Source organism: Myxococcales bacterium, from assembly GCA_012517325.1.
GTDB lineage: Bacteria > Lernaellota > Lernaellaia > Lernaellales > Lernaellaceae > JAAYVF01.
The window spans coordinates 61,713-82,760 of the sequence record JAAYVF010000025.1; the positions used below are offsets into that span (position 1 = coordinate 61,713).

At 61.9% G+C, this 21,048-nt stretch carries 17 protein-coding genes and 1 pseudogene; 15 read left to right on the top strand and 3 right to left on the bottom strand.

The genetic code is table 11. From position 1 onward, the window contains the following. Nucleotides 1–78: 78 nt before the first annotated feature. Together GX444_05080 and GX444_05085 are read right to left on the bottom strand one after the other, a co-directional pair. Nucleotides 79–960 carry an isoaspartyl peptidase/L-asparaginase gene (locus GX444_05080; GenBank protein NLH47962.1) on the bottom strand — a complete coding sequence of 294 codons (882 nt, stop codon included), beginning with the start codon at nucleotides 958–960 and terminating at the stop codon, nucleotides 79–81. 17 nt (nucleotides 961–977) lie between these two features. After that, complete coding sequence (locus GX444_05085; protein NLH47963.1) at nucleotides 978–1,820, bottom strand: hypothetical protein; 843 nt, start codon at nucleotides 1,818–1,820, stop codon at nucleotides 978–980. A 180-nt stretch (nucleotides 1,821–2,000) separates the two neighbouring features. Here GX444_05085 and GX444_05090 point away from each other — a divergent pair, with 180 nt between their 5' ends. The 6 genes and pseudogenes from GX444_05090 (at nucleotide 2,001) to GX444_05115 (ending at nucleotide 10,604) form a co-directional block, all read left to right on the top strand. Beyond that, on the top strand, nucleotides 2,001–2,357 hold the full coding sequence (locus tag GX444_05090; GenBank protein ID NLH47964.1) for a LysR family transcriptional regulator: 357 nt from the start codon (nucleotides 2,001–2,003) through the stop codon (nucleotides 2,355–2,357). A 26-nt stretch (nucleotides 2,358–2,383) separates the two neighbouring features. Next, entirely contained in the window at nucleotides 2,384–5,068 is a 2,685-nt protein-coding gene (gene polA, locus GX444_05095) for a DNA polymerase I (GenBank protein NLH47965.1), read from the top strand. Continuing rightward, nucleotides 5,069–6,034, top strand: coding sequence for a hypothetical protein (locus GX444_05100; protein ID NLH47966.1), 966 nt, complete (start codon nucleotides 5,069–5,071; stop codon nucleotides 6,032–6,034). It begins immediately after the preceding gene. A gap of 9 nt (nucleotides 6,035–6,043) precedes the next feature. After that, nucleotides 6,044–6,673 (top strand): hypothetical protein, encoded by a 630-nt coding sequence (locus GX444_05105; GenBank protein NLH47967.1) that lies wholly within the window; start codon nucleotides 6,044–6,046, stop codon nucleotides 6,671–6,673. A 411-nt stretch (nucleotides 6,674–7,084) separates the two neighbouring features. Beyond that, nucleotides 7,085–7,207: pseudogene (locus GX444_05110) on the top strand (ATPase). Nucleotides 7,208–8,906: 1,699 nt separating this feature from the next. Beyond that, entirely contained in the window at nucleotides 8,907–10,604 is a 1,698-nt protein-coding gene (locus tag GX444_05115; protein ID NLH47968.1) for a S8 family serine peptidase, read from the top strand. Here GX444_05115 and GX444_05120 read toward each other — a convergent pair. Then, a complete protein-coding gene (locus GX444_05120) occupies nucleotides 10,522–11,289 on the bottom strand; it encodes a glycosyltransferase family 2 protein (protein NLH47969.1) in 768 nt (255 codons plus the stop codon). The two genes, GX444_05115 and GX444_05120, sit on opposite strands and share 83 nt — an antisense overlap. Nucleotides 11,290–11,509: 220 nt before the next feature. Between GX444_05120 and pilB the strand changes: the two genes are divergently transcribed. The 9 genes from pilB to GX444_05165 all read left to right on the top strand — a co-directional run bounded on the left by pilB (nucleotide 11,510) and on the right by GX444_05165 (nucleotide 21,047). Beyond that, nucleotides 11,510–13,249, top strand: a complete 1,740-nt coding sequence (gene pilB, locus GX444_05125) for a type IV-A pilus assembly ATPase PilB (protein ID NLH47970.1) — start codon at nucleotides 11,510–11,512, stop codon at nucleotides 13,247–13,249. 126 nt (nucleotides 13,250–13,375) lie between these two features. Further along, nucleotides 13,376–14,458, top strand: coding sequence for a type IV pilus twitching motility protein PilT (locus GX444_05130; protein ID NLH47971.1), 1,083 nt, complete (start codon nucleotides 13,376–13,378; stop codon nucleotides 14,456–14,458). Between the two features lie 45 nt (nucleotides 14,459–14,503). Further along, complete coding sequence (locus GX444_05135; GenBank protein ID NLH47972.1) at nucleotides 14,504–15,709, top strand: type II secretion system F family protein; 1,206 nt, start codon at nucleotides 14,504–14,506, stop codon at nucleotides 15,707–15,709. Further along, complete coding sequence (locus GX444_05140) at nucleotides 15,702–17,348, top strand: PAS domain-containing protein (protein NLH47973.1); 1,647 nt, start codon at nucleotides 15,702–15,704, stop codon at nucleotides 17,346–17,348. Before GX444_05135 ends, GX444_05140 begins: the two co-directional genes overlap by 8 nt. 191 nt (nucleotides 17,349–17,539) lie before the next feature. Beyond that, the gene (locus GX444_05145) at nucleotides 17,540–18,094 is read left to right on the top strand and encodes a pyruvate synthase (GenBank protein ID NLH47974.1); all 555 of its coding nucleotides are present in this window, start codon (nucleotides 17,540–17,542) and stop codon (nucleotides 18,092–18,094) included. Further along, the gene (locus GX444_05150) at nucleotides 18,091–18,411 is read left to right on the top strand and encodes a 4Fe-4S binding protein (GenBank protein NLH47975.1); all 321 of its coding nucleotides are present in this window, start codon (nucleotides 18,091–18,093) and stop codon (nucleotides 18,409–18,411) included. The genes GX444_05145 and GX444_05150 overlap by 4 nt, the downstream gene beginning before the upstream one ends. 11 nt (nucleotides 18,412–18,422) lie before the next feature. Next, nucleotides 18,423–19,604: a pyruvate ferredoxin oxidoreductase gene (porA, locus tag GX444_05155; GenBank protein ID NLH47976.1), complete on the top strand. Its 1,182-nt coding sequence runs from the start codon at nucleotides 18,423–18,425 to the stop codon at nucleotides 19,602–19,604. Next, nucleotides 19,601–20,569: a pyruvate ferredoxin oxidoreductase gene (locus GX444_05160; protein NLH47977.1), complete on the top strand. Its 969-nt coding sequence runs from the start codon at nucleotides 19,601–19,603 to the stop codon at nucleotides 20,567–20,569. The genes porA and GX444_05160 overlap by 4 nt, the downstream gene beginning before the upstream one ends. Before the next feature lies 1 nt (nucleotide 20,570). Then, complete coding sequence (locus GX444_05165) at nucleotides 20,571–21,047, top strand: NAD(P)H-dependent oxidoreductase subunit E (protein NLH47978.1); 477 nt, start codon at nucleotides 20,571–20,573, stop codon at nucleotides 21,045–21,047. Nucleotide 21,048: the final 1 nt, after the last annotated feature.

Consider the following 21,048-nt stretch of genomic DNA (forward strand, 5'->3'; position numbering starts at 1 on the left):
TGTCGCCGCACCGCGCCGTGCCCGCGCTCTCGGCGCTCCACCCGACGGTCGCGCCGGCAATCAGGCAAAGCGCCGCGATTATGGATATTGCAGTTCGCAGAAGGTCAGTCCCTCGGTGTTGAAGGCGTGGCCGATGCGGCCCGCCCGATCGATGCAAATGACGCCCGCGTGGCCCCGGACCTGCCCGATTTCCTCGATCGCCAGCCGGCAGGCTTCGCCGGCCGGCAAGCCGCCGCGCACGTGGTCGGCGACGGTCTTGGCCAGGCAGACCTTGATGATGTACTCGCCCGTGCCGGTGCAACTGACGCCCGCGTGCGGATTGGCGTAGGTGCCGCAGCCGATCAACGGCACGTCGCCCACGCGGCCCGGCAGGTCGACCATCAGGCCGCCGGTGCTGGTGCCGGCCGCTAAAAAGCCGTTATCGTCCATCGCCACGCACCCGACGGTGCCGAGGGTTTCCTCGGTTTTTACCTGCTGCCGCAGCGATTTGATCAGATCGAGCCGGTTTTCGCGCAGGAAGCGTTTGCGCAGTTGCAGCCACAGCTCCAATTTTTCCATGGTGCGCGGATCGTAGGATTCGAAACCCTCGGAGCGCGCGAATTCGGTGGCGAGGTCGCCCTCCAACACCGAATGCACCGACAGCTCCATCAGTTTGCGGGCCACCTGGATCGGGTTTTTCACGTCGTGGATGCCGATCACCGAACCGACGTTGAGGTGTTGGTCCATGATCGACGCGTCCATCCGGACCATGCCGTCGAGCTGCACGTAGCTGCCCGTGCCGGCGTTGAGCAGCGGATCGTCCTCCAGCAGCGAAATCGCCGCCTCGACGGCTTCGACCGCCGGGCGGCCCGCCCGCAGCAGGATCATTCCGACTTCGGCGGCCTTCCGAACCACCGAATTTTTTTCATCGTAGCGGGGCCCTTTCTGACCGGCGCCGCCGTGGCACACAATGCGCAACATGACCGACTTCTGCCTCCTTATTCGAAAACCGTCTGCAAATCGATTTCAAAAACCTGCTGATGTTCCTCGACGACGACCGTATGCCGAATCTGGTATTCACCGTAGCGCACCACCAGCTCATGCTCGCCCGGCGACAGAAAAAGCGTCGCGCCCTCGTCGCCGGAGGTCATGACGCTCTGGTCCGGAAAGTCGACCGGCGACACTTCCGCGCCCGCCAGGGCGACCGGTCCGACCCGGACGATGACGCGCACTTGCGATTCGTCGAGCGATTGGCGCTCGCGCGACGCCAACCGTCGGCTGATCTCGATTGCCGATTCGGTGATCGGACCGACGTAAAAAGGCGCGGCGGTCTGGCGGGGCGCTGGAACGCTTTCGGGCGCCTCGCGGGGCAGCCCCGTCTCGCTGCTCGCGACCTGCAGTTCCAGGCGGATAAACCGGCCGATGTGGACTTGCCGGCTTGCTTCGCCGTCCTCGCTGAACGCCTTGAACGGCGCGGCCAGGTCGTCGAGCAGGCTTTCGAACTCGGCCTCGGTGACTCCCCTGGCCAGGCGCAACGACCGCAAATTGTGGTTGAGCAGGATGAACAGAAACGCGCCGACCGCCAATTGGTCCTGATTGGCCGGGGTCAGCGGCCGGCCGTTGGCCATTAAGATCCCGTGCAATTCGGCGAATTCGAGCGTGCCGCGCGCGCCGAACATCTCGGGCAACAGGTCGTACAACAGGCGCGTGTTCTTCGCGACCAGCCGGTTGCTGCGCGAATAGCGGGCCAGGTGGGCCAACACGCCGACCCACTGCTCGATGAATTGGACGATCCGGTTTTCCGACACCGGCTCGTCGGTTGTCCGCGCTTGATCGCTCACCCGTCGCTTCCTTCTTTTGCCGTCGCGCCCGCCCCGGGCGTGACACGATTCGCCAGCCGATCTTAGTGAGCGCGTTCGGAAACTGTCAACGACGAATCCGGCCGCCCCGCCGCCGGGTTGTTCGCGCGCCGTCCGACTCGGTATAGTAAGCCTCGGGATGTCGACTACCGGGGGATGACGATGACCGAAAAGAATTTTCATTTGCGGATCAAGATCTGGCTCGAGGATGAAAAAGGAGCCATCGTCTTCGGCCGCGGGCGGATGCGCCTGCTCGAGATGATCGAAAGCACCGGTTCGCTGCTGCGCGCCGCCGAGGAAATGAAAATGAGTTATCGCAGCGCCTGGGGTCGCCTGAAAAGCACCGAACAACTCCTCGGCCATCCGGTGATCGAACAGCTTCCCGGCCAGGGCCGGCGCGGCGGTTCGCGCCTGACGCCGCTGGGAAAGAGCCTGCTGGACAAATATCGGCGCCTGTCGGCGGAACTGGAGCGCGCCGGCCGCCAGGTTTTCGACGAGGTTTCCCTCGTCGAGGATTGACGCCGCGGGCCGCGTGATGAAGGACCATGAATCAACCACTCAAGCAATTGTTGCTGATTGACGGCAGCGGCTACATTTTCCGCGCCTTTTTCGCCATCCGCTCGCTGACGACCTCGACGGGGCTGCCGACCAACGCGGTCTACGGCGTGGCGACGATGCTCGACAAAACCTTGCGCGAGTTGCAGCCCGCGGACGTCGCGGTCTGTTTCGACACCAAGGCCAAAACCTTCCGCCACGAGCTGTTTCCGGATTACAAGGCCAACCGGCCGGAACCGCCCGCCGCCCTGGTGCCGCAATTCGCGCTGATTCACGAACTGGTGCGCCTGCGCGGGCTGCCGATGCTGACCCTCGACGGCTGGGAGGCCGACGATCTGATCGGCACCCTGGCGCGGCAGGCCGCGGCCGCGGATTTCGCGGTGACGATCGTCAGCGGCGACAAGGATCTGATGCAATTGGTGACGGACCGCGTCCGCATCTACGATCCGATGAAGGACAAGTGGTTCGGCCCGGCGGAGGTGCGGGAACGGTTCGGCGTGCCGCCCGAGCGGGTGATCGACGTGCTGGGCCTGGCCGGCGACTCGTCCGACAACATTCCGGGCGTGCCGGGGGTCGGCGAGAAAACCGCGATCAAGCTCATGGCCGAGTACGGCGATCTGGAAGCCGTCCTGGCGGCGGCCGGCGGCATCAAGGGCAAATTGGGCGAAAAGCTCGCCCTGTTCGCCGCGCAGGCGCGCCTGTCCCGCGAATTGGCCACGATCCGCACCGACGCGCCGCTGCCGGTCGACGCCGAGCACCTGACGCCCGGCGAGCCCGATATCGCCGGGCTGCGCGCGCTGTACGAAAAACTGGAATTCCATTCGCAGCTCGCCGCCCTGCCCCAGGCCGCGACCGCGACGATCGACCGCGACCGTTACCGGACGGTGCTTACCGAAAACGACTTGCGCGAACTGGTGAAAAAGCTGGCCGCCGCGCCCGGCTTCGCTTTCGACACCGAAACCAACTCGCTTTCGCCCACGGCCGCCGACCTGGTGGGCCTCAGTTTCTGTTGCGACGAAGCCGAGGCCTTTTACGTGCCCGTCGGCCATCGGTACCTGGGCATGCCGGCGCAACTGCCGCGCGAACGCGTGCTGGAAGCCTTGCGGCCGCTCCTGACCGACCCGGCCAAACCCAAATGGGGGCAGAACGCCAAGTACGACCTGCTCGTGCTGGAAAACTACGGCCTGCGCGTCGCCGGCCTGGCCGGCGACACCATGATCGCCGATTACCTGCTGGCGCCGGGGCGCGGCGGTCATTCGCTCGATGCGCTCGCCCAGCGCTGGCTCGGCCACACCACGATCAAGTTCGGCGACGTGACCGGCTCGGGCCGGCAGCGCCGCACGTTCGACGAGGTGGATCTGGACAACGCCACGCGTTACGCGGCCGAGGACGCCCACGTCACCTGGCTGCTGCACGAGCGGATCGAGAACGAACTGCGCCGGGACGAGCCGGTCTGGAAGCTGTACCGCGAAATGGAGCTGCCGCTGATCGACGTGCTGGCGGCGATGGAACGGGCCGGTGTGGCGATCGACGTACCGTACTTCGCCGCGCTGGCGGTGGAGATGGACGAACGGATTCAGCGGGTGGCGGAAAAAATCCAGGCCGCCGCGGGCGAAGCCTTCAACCTCAACAGCCCGGCCCAGATCGGGCAGGTGCTGTTCGAACGGCTGGGCATCAAGGGCACGAAAAAAACCAAAACCGGCTATTCCACCGACGCCCAGGTGCTGGAAAAACTGGCCGAGGAAGGCCACGAGGTGCCGCGCCTGCTGCTTGAATACCGTGGCCTGGCGAAGCTGAAAGGGACCTACGTCGACGCGCTGCCGAAGCTGATCAATCCCCGCACCGGCCGCATCCACACCAGTTTCAACCAGACCATCGCCGCCACCGGCCGCCTGTCGTCGAGCGATCCGAACCTGCAAAACATCCCGATCCGCGGCGAGGACGGCCGCCGCATCCGCCAGGGCTTCGTGCCGGCGCCCGGCAAGCGGTTTTTGGCCGCCGACTACAGCCAGATCGAATTGCGCCTCGCGGCGCACCTGTCGGGCGACGAGCTGATGATCGCCGCGTTCCGCGCCGGCGAGGACGTGCACACGCGCACCGCCGCCGAGATCATGGGCGTGTTTCCCGCCCTGGTGACGCCGGAAATGCGGTCGGCGGCCAAGACCGTCAACTTCGGCGTGCTGTACGGGATGAGCGCCTTCCGCCTGGGGCGCGACCTTGGCATCGGCACGAAAAAGGCGCAGGAGTTCATCGACCACTACTTCGCCCGCTATCCCAAGCTGAAGGGCTGGCTCGAGGCGACCGTGCGCGAGGCGCACGAAAAAGGCGGCGTCCGCACGCTCTTCGGCCGCTGGCGCCCGCTGCCCGAGCTCGACAGCCCCGACGCGAACGTCCGCGCCGGCGCCGAACGCGCGGCCATCAACACGCCCGTGCAGGGCGCGGCCGCCGACCTGATCAAGCTGGCCATGTTGCGCCTGCACGAACGGATCCGCGCCGAAAAGCTGCCGCTGTCGATGATCCTGCAGGTGCACGACGAACTCGTGTTCGAGGTCGATCCCGAGGCGCAGGACCGGTGCCGGGAAGTGATCCGCCGCGAAATGGAAAACGTGCTGTCGCTGTCGGTGCCGCTCGTGGTCGAAATCAACGGCGGCGACAACTGGCGGGAGGCCCACTAGATGCGTCCGACCTACCGCGGTTTCCCCGTTTTCAAATTGGCGCTGCTCGTTCTGGGCCTGCTCGCGGTGCTGTTCGTGCGCGCCTATCTGAAAGAAAAAGTGCGGGAGTACGATGCCGCCCCGCCGGCGGCGGTCGCGCCGGCGGCCGCGCCCGCGGCGACGCCCGCCGACGACCCGATCGTCGCTCCGCCCGCCGAGGATCAACCGGAGGACGCGACGCCGGACCGCCCGCCGGTGCGGTTTCCGGAGCCGGCCGACGAAATGCAAAAGCAGTTCATGGACCGCCTGCGCAACACGGTTTCGTTCGTCTTCGACGGCGACACGGTGATGACCGCCGACGGCCGCCGGATCCGCTATCTCGGCGTCAACGCCCCGGAGAAAAACGAACCGTATTTCCAGGAAGCCACCGACCTGAACCGCCGGCTGGTCGAGATGAAATCCGTCCAGTTCACGCCCTGCGCGAAACGGCCGCGGGACAAGTACGACCGCGAGCTGGCCGCCGCTTTTGTCGAGGGCGCCGCGGTCGAGGAGCAGCTCTTGACCGCCGGATTGGCCGCGCCGTTCGACGACCCGCAATGCGTGCCCGATTGCCGGAAGAACTGGAACCTGTTCCTCGACGCCTACCGTAAAAAACGCGGGATGTTCCGCGACGCCCCCGACGAGCCGACGCCGGCGGTGATTGCCGACCGCCTGATCGGCCAATACGGCCTGGTCGTCGGGGTCGTCGACAACGTGCGCGAAACCTCGGCCGCCTATCACCTGAACTTCGGTTCCGACTGGACGACCGACTTCACCGTCACGATCGGCCGCGAGTTTCTGGAACCGTTCTTGCGCGATAAATTGGCGCCGCACAACCTGACCGGCCTGGAATTGACGGTGTTCGGCAAGGTCGTCGCTTCCTACGGGCCGCACATCTTCGCCGACTGCCCGGCGCAAATCGTTCACGTGGCCGCGCCGCGGCGATAAAGGAGGCTGGTGATCGATCGCCGGTTTCTGCTTCTCCTCATTCTGCTGGCGCTGGCCGGCGGCTGCGCCACCAAAGCCACCGACTATTACCCGCTCGCCGTCGGCAACGCCTGGACCTACGACATCGCCGAGGAAGGCGGCGGCCGGCGGCAGACGACCGAAATCGTCTATCGGCGCCAATACAACAAATACTATTTCAATAACGGCGAAATTCTGCTGATCGCCGGCGATCGATCGCTGGTCAACGCGAAAGGCGTCACCGTTCTGGAAAATATCCTGCGCCCGGGTTACCAATGGTTCGACAACGAAATGGAATTCCGGGTCGCCGCGGTCGACCGGCCGCTCGATGTGCCGGCGGGGCGTTTCAACCGGACCGTGGAGGTGACCTGGACGTCGAAATTTCCGGGCGATCGGCCGATCGATTCCAAAACGCCGCCGACCCTGAATCCCGGTCCGAATCCGCGGATCTTCATTTACCGCACCACTTACGCCCGCGGCATCGGCAAGGTGCGGGAAGAACTGACGACCATTCAACCCGACGGAACCCGGACGCTCGAGTTCGTCGCGGTTTTGACCGGCTACAGAATCCGCGACGGCAAGGCTTTCCGGACCGGCGGCCTGCCGCCACCCTCCAAATAAAATAATGCCGGCGTTTGCGTTTCCCGTTTTTTCGACGCTAACATGTTGTTATTGAATGTTGATTCAATAGAAAATCGTTTTTTCGCTTGACTACGCTCCGGAAGAGTTTTATTCTCTTTCTCGAGTGGGGGCGCTCTTTAGCGCCCCTTCTGTTTTTTACCGATTTTTCCTGTTAAATCGGTTTACTCCAGGGGATGACTTGGGGAACAACCCGATACCGACCAGCCCGAACGGAACTACGGCAAACCGTCGTGGTGCGGTTTGCTATCACGTCGAACCAAAGTCCATTAATCCTTTCAATCACCAAAAAGGAGAAAGAGGATGAAGAGCAAACTGTATCTGATCCTGTTCGTCCTGCTCCTCGGCCTGGGCATGCTATTGACGGCGTGCGGTGGCGGGGGCGATGACGACGACGACAGCGCCGCGATCGACGACGACGACGATTCGGGCGTTGACGACGACGATGACGACAACGATGACAACGACGACAACGATGACAACGACGACAATGACGACAACGACGATAACGACGACGCGACGCCGGACAACGAATACGCGCCGGTCACCTGCACCCTGCCCGACCCGGAAACCCTGGGCGAGGGCGTGACCATCGGCGGCGGCGCCATCTCCACCACCGTGACCGCCTACGTCTTCGACGACGCGACCTGCGCGCCGTTGACCGACGCGACCGTCAACGGCGTGGCGACCGACGCGGACGGCAAAGCGGTCGTGACGCCGGACAAGGCGGCGGGCATCGTCACGGCGAGCGCTCCCAATCACTGGTCCTGGTCCTACAAAGCCGACGCGGCCGTGATGTATTTCCGCCTGCGCGGTTCGGTGACCGGCTCCTGGTCCGATTCCGCCTCCGGCACCTTCACCGATGGCGGCTCGGATCTGAACGTCGAAAATCCGCAAGCGGACTACAACATCGGCAACCTGGGCACGTTGCTCAGCACCCCGATCTACATCGGCGGCGTGATCCCCGGCCTGAGCCGCAACACGCTGCTCTCGACCGATGTCGATCACCTGATTCCGGAAGCCGAATTCGACCTGACCTACGACTACGAAGGCGCGGAAACGATCGCCCTGCCGGCGAACATTTTCCTGCCGACCCTGGACGTCAGCTTGAATCTGATCGGCTTGTTGAACGCTTCGGCCAGCGCCAGCAACGAAAATTACGTGGTGCCGGTCAACTCCGATTGGGACGCGAACCCCCTCGAGGGCTTCGTGGCCAGCGCGACGATCGGCGAAGCCCTGAGCCTCCAGGCCCTGCTGGACCTGATCCCGGTGATCATCGGCGGCGGCGACATCATGGAAGCGATCCTGGGCTTGATCGAGCCGATCCTGAATGACGCGTTGCAGTTCGAGTATCACGGCGCCAACCCCTCGTGGGACGGCACCGGCGCCCCGGACATCGCCGTTTCGGACAACATCGAATCGACCCAGAGCGTCGATCTGCAGTTGAACAACGCCGATGCCGGGTTCGATTACCTGGCCATCCTGATGGGCGAAATCCCGAACCGGGCCTTCTGGCCGATGGGTATCCGCCTGGTGAGCAGCAACGCGGCTGAATTCCCGGCCGCGCCGGTCGTCGACAGCGATTACGCGCTGCTGGTCGCCAAGACCAACGCGCTGGACGTGCTGGGCGGCAGCGGTGACCCGGTCACCTTGAACCTCGCGCTGAAATTCGCCGAAGACCTGACCGAATGGGACGGTGGCGTCCAAGTGGACGACAACACCGATTACCTGCCGGAATTCGCCAACACCACCGAATACACCGCCGGTGGCGTGGTGAACTGGGATCTGGTGAAAAAAGCCGGTAAGGCCAATCCCGATGCGTACGTGATCGTCGTGGTCCCGGATTCCGGCGAGCCGAGCGCAGCCATCGCCTTCGTGCCGGGCACCGACAGCTCCTTCGACGCCGCCGGTAACTTCGGTTACACCCCGAGCGACGCCGACGTGGTAGTCATCGCGGGCCTGGATTTGCCGGAAGGCGTGGACATCAACGAGTTCGATCCGACCAGCCTGATCGGCTACAACAGCAGCGCGATCAGCCTCTGGACGAACTACGACCTGGCGAGCCTGATTCCGATCAAATAGGCGTTTGCGCCGGTAGTGTGCATGACCCGGTTCCCCCCGCGGGGAACCGGGTTTTTTAACAACCGGCCGTCCCTTGCGCGAATCGCGGATCGCACTATGTTATGGGGGTCGGTTCGGTAGGCGAGAAAAGACGATGCGGTCACGAATTCTGGCGGTTTGTTGCCTGGCGGTGCTGCTGTTGCCGGTTTTTACCGGCCTCGCGGCAGCTTTCGAAACAGTCTTGTATAACCGGATGCCGGTCGCGGCGGGTCAGGCCCTGATCGCCGTCGCGCCGCGGCATTCGCGCGCGGCCGCGGTGCGGGCGTTGTCGGCGGACGGATTTCGCGTGATCCGCGCCAGTACCCCTGACGGGCAGGTATTGTCGCCCGCGAGCTGGCTACACGACGCCAAAGCCGGCGAACGGTTCCTGGTGGTGGAATTCGATCCGGCCCGGCCGATCGACGAAGCCTTGGCGGCCCTGGCCGAAACGCCGGGCATCGTGGCGGCAGCGCCGAATCAGGTGTTTTATCCCGCCTTCGTCCCGAACGATCCGTTTTACCAATCGCACCAAAGCTATCTGCGTGAAATGTACCTGGAAAAAGCGTGGGACCTGTCGCGCGGCGACCAGGTCAAAGTCGCCGTCGTGGACACCGGCTACATTCTGGAAGGGTTGACCGACGGGGTGATCAACCTGCTCGACGGTTACGATTTCGCCGACAACGACGATAACGTTTCCGACACCATCGGCCACGGCACCCAGGTGGCCAACGTCATCGCCCATGCCACCAACAACGGCATCGGCGCGGCGGGCGTGGCGCCCGGCGCGCGCATTCTGCCCTGCAAGGTCTTCCGTGACGGCGAGGAAGGCGCGCTGGAAAGCGACATCCTGGCCGCCGTGGATTGGGCCGTGCAGCAGGGCGCCCAGGTCATCAACATGAGCCTGGGCGGCGGCGGGTACGATTCCTTCTCCGCCGAAACGATGAGCGACGCCGTCGCCGCCAACGTCGTCGTGGTCGCGGCTTCCGGCAACGAGGGTGCCGGCAGCGTCAGCTACCCGGCGGCTTACGAGGGCGTCATCGCCGTCGGCAGTTGCGACACGCACGCCATCGGCGATTTTCCGACGCGCAGCAGCTTTTCCAATTACGGCGACGCGCTCGATTTCGTGGCGCCCGGCAACGCCATCATCGGCGAAACCGACTACGGGCAGGGCATCGGCTTTTACGTCGCCTCCGGCACCAGCCTCGCCTCGCCGATGTTCGCGGGCGCGGCGGCGCTGCTGATCGACGTCGCCGGCGACGGTTACACCGTCGAAGGCATCCGCAAAGTGTTTCAGCAGACGGCCAATCGCGATCCGGATGCGGGTTGGGACGACGAACTGGGGTGGGGCGAAATCAACGTCCAGGCCGCGATGGAAGCCATCTCCGGCCCGATTCCGAACGATCCGCCCATCGTGCACATCATCGCCAAACCGCTGGCCGGCGCCGCGCCGCTGACGGTCACCTTCACCGGCGGCGCTTCGGATTCGGACGGTTCCATCGCCTCCTATTTATGGTCGTTCTCCTCGGGAGAAACCTACTACCTCCTGCAGTTCGACCACACCTTCACCAAGCCCGGCGAATATACCGTCTACCTGACCGCGAGCGATGACAGCGGCGAATCGGCTTCCGATCACGTGGTCATCACGGTGACCCCGGGCGACGATAACGCCGATTCGAAAAGCGACCGCGGCTGCGGCGTCGCCGGCGGGGCCGGCTGGGCCGATTTGGCGATTATGCCGGCTTTGTTGGCGGTTTGGTCTCTGGCAATGGGGCGGCGTCGGCGCCGGGCGGCAGAAAAAGCCGGTATTTCTTGAAGCCCAGGCGATGCAGCCAATACTGGCCGACCACCTTTAGGTTTTCCCACCCGTAACGCAGCGAGCGGCGGAAATTGATGCTCGAGGCTTCTTCCATATACCGCACCGGGACGGGGATTTCCGCGATTTTGAAGCCGAAGTGGACGACCTGGACCAGAAATTGGGCGTCGAAGGCGAAATCATTGCTGTTTTCGCGCCAGGGGATGGTTTCCAGCACCCGGCGGCTGTAGGCCCGATAACCGGTGTGGTACTCGGAAAGATTCAGGCCGAGAAAGACGTTTTCGGTAATGGTCAGGAAGCGGTTGGCGAGATATTTCCAGATCGGCATGCCGCCGGCCAGGGCCTCGGCGCGGGTCCGGATGCGGCTGCCGAGCATGACGTCGAAATAGCCGTCGACGATGAACCGGATCAGTTGCCCGGCCAGTCGGCTGTCGTATTGGTAGTCGGGATGGATCATGATGACCGCATCGGCTCCGCGCTTGAGGGCTTCGGTATAGCAAGTTTTTTGATTGCCGCCGTATCCCGCATTGTGCACGTGCTCGATGACCGTCAGACCGAGCCGGCGCGCCTCGGCGACCGTGGCGTCCCGGCTGCCGTCGTCCACCAGAATAATTTCGTCGGCCAGGCCTTCCGGCAAATCGCGCAAGGTGGGTTCGAGCGTCGCCGCGGCATTGTAAGCCGGCATCACCACGATGACTTTCTTTCCGTTCATTCGTCGCGTCCCGTTTTTTGGATTTTGACCGCCATTTCTCTTTTTCGATTGACAATATATGATGATATCCGGTTTTATCAAATTGTTAAACCGGGCAACGGCGACTTGACAGCCGGCAGAGCCGGCAGTTACATTCGACTCCGTTAAAATGACGGGGAGTCCAGGGGTAGCCTATCAGTCGGAGGTTCCTTGAATGAGTCCTGAACCGAAAAATGTCAAAGGTTCGAACGCGACGGATGAAAAGCTCGGCGAACTGTTGGTTCGCGAGGATCTGATCAGCCCCGATCAGTTGGAAACGGCCCTCGCCGAACAAAAAGTTTCCGGCGGTCGCCTCTCGTACCACTTGTCCCGCTTGGGCTATCTGGAAGAGAGCGAATTGGCGGACATTCTGTCGCGGCAGTACAACGTTCCCTCGATCAACTTGTCCGAATTCGAAATCGATCAGGAAGTCATCAAGTTGATTCCGCGCGACGTGGCGGAAAAATACAAAGTGATTCCGATCAGCAAGGCGGACAATTCCCTGATCGTCGCCATGGCCGACCCGTCGAACATCATCGCCATCGACGACATCAAATTTCTCACCGGATTCAACATCGAAGCGGTGGTGGCCACGGAAGATTCGATCATGGCCGCCATCGAAAAATACTACGACACCGACACCTCCGAGGATTTCGACAAGGTGATGACGGAATTCGAGGACGAGGAACTGGAGTTGATCTCGACCGAGGAAGACATCAACTTCAAGGAACTCGAGAAAGCCGCCGAGGACGCGCCGGTCGTCAAACTCGTGAACCTGATCCTTTCCGACGCGATCAAAAAAGGCGCGTCGGATATTCACGTCGAACCCTACGAAAAAAGCTTCCGCGTCCGGTACCGCATCGACGGCGTGCTGCACAAGGTGATGGATCCGCCGCGCAAACTGCAAAACGCCATCATCTCCCGCTTGAAGATCATGGCGGAACTGGACATCGCCGAACGCCGGTTGCCGCAGGACGGCCGCATCCGCCTGAAGACGGCCAAGGGCAAGGAGATGGACTTCCGCGTTTCCTCCGTGCCGACCATCTTCGGCGAAAAAATCGTGCTGCGGCTCCTCGACAAGGACAGCCTGCAACTCGACATGACCAAGCTGGGCTTCGAGGAAGCGCCGCTGAAGTGGTTCAAGGAAGCGATCCACAAACCCTTCGGCATGGTGCTGGTCACCGGCCCCACCGGTTCCGGCAAAACGACCACGCTGTACTCGGCCCTCACCGAACTGAACACGGTGCACGAAAACATCAGCACCGCGGAAGACCCGGTCGAATACACGCTCAAGGGCGTCAACCAGGTGCAAATGCACGACGCCATCGGCCTGAACTTCGCCGCCGCACTCCGCTCCTTCCTCCGGCAAGACCCGGACATCATCATGGTCGGCGAAATCCGCGACTACGAAACGGCCGAAATCGCGGTCAAAGCGGCCCTCACCGGCCACTTGGTGCTCTCGACGTTGCACACCAACGACGCGCCTTCCAGCATCAGCCGTCTGCTGAACATGGGTATCGAGCCCTTCCTGGTCACCGCCTCGGTGGTGCTGATCCAGGCGCAACGGTTGGTCCGAAAAATCTGCGGTTCGTGCCGCGAACTGGTCGATGTCAGCCCGCAAGTGCTCAAGGACGTGCAGGTGGCCGACGAGCTGGCCCATTCCATGCAATGCTCCAAGGGCGCCGGCTGCATGAAGTGCTCCAAGACCGGCTACCGAGGCCGCATCGCGTTGTTCGAAGTCATGCCGTTGTGGGAAGAAATCAAGGAATTTATTCTCAACGGCGCGTCGACGACCGAAATCAAGCGCGAATCCATTCGTCTGGGCATGAAGACCATGCGCCAGGCCGGCATCACCAAAATCGGCGAAGGCGTGACGACGGTCGAAGAAGTGGTGCGCGTCACCGCTCCGGATTGATGAACCAACCATGACGGTTGTTTCGCGGTACCGCGCCGGGATGGTTGCTGGTCGCCGCGTTTCGGATGCTCGGGCCGGCGCGACCGAAGGTCGCCGGCCGAAGTATCATGCTGGGAGAATTCACCGGTGGTAGATCTACATCAGTTGCTCAAACTCATGGTCGAAAAAAACGCCAGCGACCTGCACGTGACGACCGGGACTCCGCCGCAACTGCGCGTCGACGGGCGCCTGACGCCGGTCAACATGCCGCAGCTTACCGCTTCCGACACCAAGCGCCTGTGCTACTCGGTGCTGACCGAAAACCAGCGGCGCACGTTCGAAGAGGAAAACGAGCTGGATCTGTCGTTCGGCGTCAAGGGCCTGTCGCGGTTCCGCGCCAACATCTACAAACAGCGCGGCGCCGTGGCCGGGGCGTTCCGGATCATCCCTTTCAAAACGTTTTCCTTTCAGGAACTGGGCCTGCCGAACGTCATCTCGGATCTGGTCAACCGTCCCGCGGGCCTGATTCTGGTCACCGGGACCACGGGCTGCGGCAAGTCCACGACCCTGACCAGCATCATCGACAAAATCAACATGACCCGGAACCAGCACATCATCACGGTCGAGGACCCGATCGAGTACCTGCACGCCCACAAGGGCTGCATCGTCAATCAGCGCGAGGTCCATTCCGATACCGAAAGCTTCACCCGCGCCCTGAAATACGTGCTGCGCGAGGATCCGGACATCGTGCTCATCGGCGAAATGCGCGACAAGGAAACCATCGAATCCGCATTGAACATCGCCGAAACCGGCCACCTGACCTTCGCCACCCTGCACACCAGCTCGGCGGTGCAGACGATCAACCGCATCATCGACGTCTTCCCGCAGCACCAGCAGCAACAGGTGCGCGCCCAGTTGTCGATGGTGCTCGAGGGCGTCATCTGCCAGCAGTTGTTGCCGCGGGCCAGCGGCGTCGGCCGGGTGCTGGCGGTGGAAATCATGATTCCCAACGCGGCGATTCGGAACCTGATCCGCGAGGACAAGGTTCACCAGATTTACAGCCAGATGCAGGTGGGTCAGGCCAAGTGGGGCATGTTGACGATGAACCAGTCGCTGGTCGATCTGTACCGTCGCGGCCTGATCACCTTGAAAGAGGCGCAGGGGCGGAGCGCCGACCTGGAAGAATTCAATATGATGTTGGAAGGAAAAACTCCACCCAAGCGCGGCTAAAATATGTTAGGCTTCGCGTGAAATCCCATTCGGGAGGTTGGCAAGATGCCGGTTTATAAGTGGGAAGGTAAAAGCCGCACGGGGCAGATCATCAAAGGCGAGATGGAAGCCCCGAACGAGGACGCGGTCGTTCAAAAATTGCGCGGGCAGCAGATTCTGGCCAGCCGGATCAAGCCCGTCGGCAAGAAGGCCTTCAACATTACGATCGGCAAGGAAAAGATCACCGAACGCGACGTGGTGGTTTTTTCCCGGCAGTTCGCCACGATGATCGACGCCGGTCTGCCGCTGGTGCAATGCCTTGAAATTCTCATCAGCCAGCAGGACAACAAGACCTTCGCCAAGATCCTCTCGGAAGTCAAAGGCGATGTCGAAGCCGGTTCGACCTTCGCCAAGGCCCTGGGCAAGCACCCCGAGGTTTTCGACCAGTTGTATGTCGCGTTGGTCGCCGCCGGTGAAGTCGGCGGTATTCTCGACACCATCATGAACCGCCTGTCGGCCTACATCGAAAAATCGATGAAACTGAAAAAGAAGGTCAAGGGCGCGCTGGTCTACCCGTCCATCGTCATGACCGTGGCCATGGGCGTCGCGGCGGTATTGTTGATCTGGGTCATCCCCGTGTTCAAAAAGATGTTCGAGGACTTCGGCGGCGCCCTTCCCGGACCGACCCAATTCCTCGTCAACATCTCCGAATTCCTGCGCGGCTATTGGTTCATCGTTTTCCCGGCCATCTTCGGCTTGTACTTCCTCTACAAATACCTGTCCAACACCGAGAAGGGCAGAGTCATCAAAGACGACATCTCCTTGAAACTGCCCGTCTTCGGCGAATTGCTGCGCAAGGTGGCCGTCGCCAAGTTCACCCGAACCCTCGGCACGATGATCACCTCCGGCGTCCCGATTCTCGACGGCTTGGAAATCGTCGCCAAAACGGCCGGCAACAAAACGATCGAAGCCGCCATCATGAAAACCAAGGACCGGATCGCCGAAGGTAAAACCATCGCCGAACCGCTCCTCGAATCCGGCGTGTTCCCCGCGATGGTCTGCCAGATGATCACCGTCGGCGAAGCCACCGGCGCCCTCGACGTCATGCTGGCGAAAATCGCCGACTTTTACGACGACGAGGTCGACATGGCCACGACCAACCTGACCACCCTGCTCGAACCCATCATGATGGTGTTCCTGGGCCTGATGGTCGGTGGTATGTTGATCGCCATGTACCTGCCGATCTTCAAGCTCGTGACGGTCATTGGTTAACAAACCCACGACCGCCGCCACTTTACGTTCGGACGAACAACTACCCTCCGTCGAGCGGGAACAGATCCTGCAATGGCTCGCTTTTCTGCGGGTTGTCGTCGCTTTTTTCATTCTCGGCACCACCTACTTTCTCTACCGCTCGCAATCGCTGATCGTTCCCTACAGCCTGATCGGCGTGAACGTGCTGGTCACCCTGCTGTCGGCGGTCATGATCGAGCGCCAGGCGAACAACCGCCTGTTCGTCTACTTTCAGATCTACTGGGATTTCGCGTTCGTCAGCGGGCTGGTGTATTTCACCGGCGGCTTTGACAGCCTATTCAGCTTTTTGTACATCCTGACGATCATCTTCGCCGCCATTCTGACCAGCCGCCTCCATACCAATCTCATCGTCCTGGGCTGCACTTTCGTTTATTCCCTGATCCTGGTGCTGCAATACCTGCGGGTGGTCAATCCGCTCAACCTCGATCCGCTGGAGGTGGCGCTGCCCAGCGCCAGCGAGGTGACCGTCAAGTGCCTGCTCAACGCCCTGGCGTTTTTCAGTTCGGGCTTGCTGGCCAGCTACCTGGCGGCCCGCAGCAAGGAAGCGGCCCGGCAGATCGAACAGCAGCGGCAGGCGATGGACGACTTGCGCAAGCTCAACGACAGCATCGTCCAGTCGCTGCCGATCGGGTTGATCACGGTGGACGCGGACGGCGTCATCACCTTCGCCAACCGCAACGTCAACGCCATGCTGGGCCGCGAGAACGGAACCTGCCGGGGCCTGAACCTGGCGGAATTGTTACCCGCGTTGAGCGATCTGGGTTCCCACGAAAAAAACCAGGAAATCGAGCGGCTGTCGGTCCATCGGCAAAAACAGATCCTGGCGCTGACCTTCGCCGATCTGCAGGACACGATGGGCCGCGTCACCGGCCGCATGATCACCATGCAGGACGTCACGGCCCTGCGCGAGCTGGAACAGGTGGCCAAATACACCGACCGCCAGACCGCGATCGCCAAGCTCGCCGCCGGCATCGCCCATGAAATCCGCAATCCGTTGGCCAGCATGTCCGGTTCCATTCAATTGCTGCAAAGCGAATTGACGCTCGAACCGATCCACGCGCACCTGATGAACATCGTCTTGCGCGAAACCGACCGGCTCAACAATTTGATCAATGATTTTCTGGCCTATGCGCGCCCCACCCAGCGCAAGGACGCCGTCACCGACTTGTCGGCCGTCATCGCCGAGCAACTGGGCGTCCTGGTCAACGATCCGGCTTTTCACGAGGGGATCATCCTCAAGAAAAACCTTGAAAAAGACCTGATTTGCCGCTTCGATCCCGCGCAAGTACGCCAAATTCTTTGGAATTTGTTCCTCAACGCGCTGCAAGCCATGGAAGAGACCGGGGGCACGCTGACGGTTTCCGCCCGTCGTTCCGAACGTCATAGCGGTTTTATCGAAATCGAGATCCAGGACACCGGCAAGGGGATTCCGAGCGAATATCTCGGTTCCATCTTCGATCCGTTCTTCACCACCAAGGAAAAAGGCACCGGCCTGGGGCTGACCATCGCCTATCGGATTGTCGAAAACCATGACGGCAAAATTTTCGTCGATTCGACTCCCGATCGCGGGACCTCGTTTCATGTGCTGATTCCCGGCTGAAAAAGCTTTTTGAAATCAGAACTTATTAATCCCATTGTTCTAATGTAATAACATTTTCATGCCCCTTGACAGCGGCAGGCCGAAGAACTAGTATTCGCCCCGCGAAAAAGCGCAACCCGGGCCGTTCGCAAAAGACGGAGGTACGCCTTTTGCGAATATACCCGGCGTGCGCCTTAGGAAAGGGGTCATTAATGATCGAAATTCGTTTTCACGGTCGCGGAGGTCAAGGCGCCGTGACCAGCGCGGAACTGCTGGCCCAAGCGGCAATCGCCGAGGGCAAGTACGCACAGGCCTTCCCCAGCTTCGGTCCCGAACGGCGCGGCGCGCCGGTTCTGGCTTACGCGCGGATCGACGACAAACCGATCCGGCTGCGCCAGGCGATCTATGAGCCCAATCTGGCCATCGTGCTTGAAGAAGCGTTGATGAACATCGTCGACGTCGAATCGGGCATGGGCGACAAGGGCATCGTCGTGGTCAATACCCACAAGTCGATCGCGGAACTGCGCAAGCGCTACAAACTCAAGGGCCTGGTCTGGCGCGTCGACGCCACCAAGCTCGCCTTGGAAATCCTCGGCCGGCCGATCACCAACACCACCATGCTCGGCGCGTTGATCCGGGCCTCCAATTGCGTGGAACTGAAAAGTATGGAAGCTCCGCTCATGGAGCGGTTCGGCAAAATCGGCCCGCGCAACCTCGAAGTGCTCAAACGCGCTCACGCGGAGTCCGTCTCGGAGGATGCCCAATGAAGACCAAGTTGTTTCCCGCCTGGACCGAGGTGACCCTCGGTTGCGTGGTCCCCGAACCCGGCACCGCCGTCGAATACAAGACCGGTGATTGGCGCAGCTTCTATCCGAAGACCGACGAGACCAAGTGCGTCGCCTGCGGCCTCTGCTGGATCCTCTGCCCCGACGACTCCCGCCGGTTGGTCAAGCGCCAGAAGGCCGTCCCGGGCTCGTTGTATGACACCTACTTCGATTTCAACTTCAACTACTGCAAAGGCTGCGGCATCTGCGCCGCGGAATGCCCCACCCAGGCGATCGTCATGTTGGAGGAGGTCAAATAATGAAGAACCGGATGGAAGTGGGCAAACCGCTCGGCATCGAGGTCTCGATCGCCCAGGCCGAGGTGGTGGCGCAATGCGACGTGGATTGCATTGCGGCCTATCCGATCACGCCGCAGACCCACATCGTGGAGCACCTGTCGGAAATCGTTAATAACGGCGAACTGGAAGCCGCCTATATCCCCGTGGAATCCGAGCACTCGGCGATGAGCGCCTGCATCGGCACCGCGGCGGTCGGCGCGCGCACCTTCACCGCCACCTGCAGCCAGGGCCTGGCCCTGATGCACGAAATACTCTACATCGCCTCGGCCATGCGGTACCCGATCGTCATGTCGTGCGTGAACCGGGCGCTCTCGGGCCCGATCAACATCTGGGGCGACCAGAGCGACATCATGGCCGAACGCGATACCGGCTGGATTCAGATCTTCACCGAAAACGGCCAGGAAGTGTGCGATCAGACGATCTGCGCCTTCCGCATCGCCGAGGATCACCGGGTCCTGTTGCCGACCATCGTCAATATGGACGGCTTCCAGATGAGCCACGTGATCGAGCCGATCGTCTTTTACGATACGGCCAAGATCCGCGAATTCGTCGGCGTCTACCAGCCGCTGCAGCGCCTCGACCCGCGCGAGCCGATGATGTTCGGCCCGGTCGGCATTCCCGAGGTCTACACCGAAACCAAGAAAAAGCACGACGACGTGCTGATCAAAAGCCAGGCGGTCATCGAGGAAGTGTGGGCCGAATTCGCGAAAAAATTCGGCCGCGCCTACCACGCGGTGGAAACCTACCGCGCCGATGACGCCGAGTATCTGCTGCTCACCGTGGGCGGCCTGAGCGAAACCGCCTCGGTGGCCATCGACCGGCTGCGCGAGCAGGGCGTCAAGGTCGGCCAGATCAAATTGCGCCTGTGGCGGCCGTTCCCCTTCGCCCAGATCAAGGCGGCGCTGGAAGGCGTGAAAGGCGTGTTCGTGTTCGACCGTTGCCTGACCACCGGCGGCACCGGCGGCCCGTTCGGCACGGAAATCAAGGCGAGCCTGTACAATCTGGCCAAGCGGCCCGTCCTGGTCAATTTCGTCGGCGGCCTCGGCGGCCGCGACGTCACGGTCGCCAATTTCCGCGACATGGTGCTCAAGGGCATCGGCTACGTCGAGCAGGGACAGGCGCCGGTCTACGAAATGGTGGGGGTGCGCGAATGAACGAGATCAACTACGGAGTCTACGCCTCGCGGATGTTGCCCAAGGAGGAGCTCTTCGTGCACGGCCATCGGGCCTGCCAGGGCTGCATTCCGGCGCTGATGCTGCGCCAGATCACCAAGGCCACCGGCCGCGACCTGATCGTCTGCAACGCCACCGGCTGCATGGAAATCATCGCCAGCCCGTATCCCTTCAACGCCTGGCGGGTGCCCTGGATCCACGTGGCGTTCGAAAACACCGCCGCCGTGGCGTCGGGCGTCAGCTCGGGCATCGAAATCCTCAAGCAGAAAAAGCGCTTCTACCACGATTACCCGGGCAAGATCGCGGTGATGGGCATCGGCGGCGACGGCGGCACGATGGACATCGGCATCCAGGCGCTTTCCGGCGCGCTGGAGCGCGGCCACGACATGTTCTACGTCTGCTACGACAACGAAGCCTACATGAACACCGGCATTCAGCGTTCGTCGGGCACCCCGTTGGGCGCCTCGACGACCACCAGCCCGGCCGGCAAGGCCGTTCCGGGTCAGGTGACCTGGAAGAAAAACTTCGCGGAGATCGCCGCGGCGCACAACATTCCGTACGTCGCCACGGCGTGCCCGAGCTACCCGTTCGACCTGATGCGCAAGGTCAAGAAAGCGGCCGAGGTCAACGGCCCGGCCGTGTTGCACGTGTTCGCGCCTTGCCCCACCGGCTGGCGGTGCGAGGCCAATTCGGGCATCAAGCTGGGACGGTTGGCGGTGGAAGCCGGCATCTTCCCGCTCTACGAAGTGATCAACGGCAAATACACGATCAACCTCGATATCGAGACCGTCAAGAAATCGGTCGAGGATCCGGTGGCTGAAATCACCAATTACTTCTTCCAACAGGGCCGCTTCCGTCACCTGAAGACCAAGGAAGAGCTGCTGAACCAGATTCGTGATCGGGTTCGCGCGGAATGGGCCAAGTTGAAAGTCAAAGCGGAGTTGTGACATGTGTGCGGCAGTTTTCGAGAAGAGTAAAATCGATCTGATCATCGACAAGTACGGGAATCATCCGTCCAACCTGATTCTCGTGCTCCAAGATATTCAGGCGCTGTATCGCTATTTGCCTGAAGATGCCCTGCTGTACCTGAGCGACCGGCTCGGCGTGCCCGTCTCGCGCATCTTCAACGTCGCGACCTTCTACAAGGCCTTCAGCCTGAAGCCCAAGGGCAAACACGAAGTCCATGTCTGCATGGGCACCGCCTGCCACGTGCGCGGCGCCAAGCTGATCCTGGACACCGTCTCCCGCGAACTGGGGATCGGGGCCGGCGACACGTCGACCGATCTCAAGTACTCGCTGGATACCGTGAATTGCCTGGGTAGCTGCGCGTTGGGGCCGCTGGTGGTGGTGGATCAGGAATACATCGGCCACGCCACCTCGCAAAAGATGAAGAAGATCATCGACAACCTGAAGAAAGAGGAATAGC

Bases quoted from the DNA above. Each gene is read 5' to 3' on its own strand.
- GX444_05080 (NLH47962.1), bottom strand. From the start codon at position 960: ATGTTGCGCATTGTGTGCCACGGCGGCGCCGGTCAGAAAGGGCCCCGC.
- GX444_05090 (NLH47964.1), top strand. From the start codon at position 2,001: ATGACCGAAAAGAATTTTCATTTGCGGATCAAGATCTGGCTCGAGGAT.
- polA (NLH47965.1), top strand. From the start codon at position 2,384: ATGAATCAACCACTCAAGCAATTGTTGCTGATTGACGGCAGCGGCTAC.
- GX444_05100 (NLH47966.1), top strand. From the start codon at position 5,069: ATGCGTCCGACCTACCGCGGTTTCCCCGTTTTCAAATTGGCGCTGCTC.
- GX444_05115 (NLH47968.1), top strand. From the start codon at position 8,907: ATGCGGTCACGAATTCTGGCGGTTTGTTGCCTGGCGGTGCTGCTGTTG.
- GX444_05120 (NLH47969.1), bottom strand. From the start codon at position 11,289: ATGCCGGCTTACAATGCCGCGGCGACGCTCGAACCCACCTTGCGCGAT.
- pilB (NLH47970.1), top strand. From the start codon at position 11,510: ATGAGTCCTGAACCGAAAAATGTCAAAGGTTCGAACGCGACGGATGAA.
- GX444_05135 (NLH47972.1), top strand. From the start codon at position 14,504: ATGCCGGTTTATAAGTGGGAAGGTAAAAGCCGCACGGGGCAGATCATC.
- GX444_05145 (NLH47974.1), top strand. From the start codon at position 17,540: ATGATCGAAATTCGTTTTCACGGTCGCGGAGGTCAAGGCGCCGTGACC.
- GX444_05150 (NLH47975.1), top strand. From the start codon at position 18,091: ATGAAGACCAAGTTGTTTCCCGCCTGGACCGAGGTGACCCTCGGTTGC.
- porA (NLH47976.1), top strand. From the start codon at position 18,423: ATGGAAGTGGGCAAACCGCTCGGCATCGAGGTCTCGATCGCCCAGGCC.
- GX444_05160 (NLH47977.1), top strand. From the start codon at position 19,601: ATGAACGAGATCAACTACGGAGTCTACGCCTCGCGGATGTTGCCCAAG.
- GX444_05165 (NLH47978.1), top strand. From the start codon at position 20,571: ATGTGTGCGGCAGTTTTCGAGAAGAGTAAAATCGATCTGATCATCGAC.